Source organism: Xanthobacter autotrophicus, from assembly GCF_030015065.1.
In the GTDB taxonomy this organism is placed as follows: domain Bacteria; phylum Pseudomonadota; class Alphaproteobacteria; order Rhizobiales; family Xanthobacteraceae; genus Xanthobacter; species Xanthobacter autotrophicus_D.
Genome location: NZ_JAIVFN010000460.1, coordinates 1 through 428, shown reverse-complemented (window position 1 = coordinate 428; position 428 = coordinate 1). Strand labels below are relative to the sequence as shown.

1 protein-coding gene is annotated in these 428 nt (G+C 69.6%); it reads right to left on the bottom strand.

Going from position 1 to position 428, the window contains the following annotated elements:
- Positions 1 to 428, bottom strand: a 428-nt coding sequence (locus K9U40_RS24030; RefSeq protein ID WP_282892558.1) for an aminopeptidase N C-terminal domain-containing protein, incomplete at both ends; no start/stop codon positions are given.

The window sequence follows — 428 nt, the reverse complement described above, 5'->3', positions numbered from 1 at the left end:
GGCCAGCTGCAGGCGCATGGCTTCGCGCACCGCATGCACGCGCTGCGGATCGACCACGTCGAGCTGCTCGGCGATGTAGCCCTCGGAGGGCAGGGAGAGCACCAGTTCCTTGAAGGCGGCGACCAGCGCGGGGTGGCGCAGCACGTCGTGCATGGCGGCCACGAAGCTCGCGGGCAGCAGTTCGTGGTCCGGCGTGCCGCCGTCCGCTACGGTCACCGATGCATCGTTCACTGCCTCGATGGCGATGCGCAGCGCGAGGCGCTGGCCGGCTTCCCAGCGGTTGAACGGATCGGTGTCGTGCGCGAGCAGCGTGAGCAGCTGCGCGTCGGTGGCGTCGATGTCCAGCAGCACGGGCGCGCTGAAGCCGCGCAGCAGCGAGGGCACGGGTTCCGCATCCACGTTCACGAACGTATAGCTGTGGCTCGGCT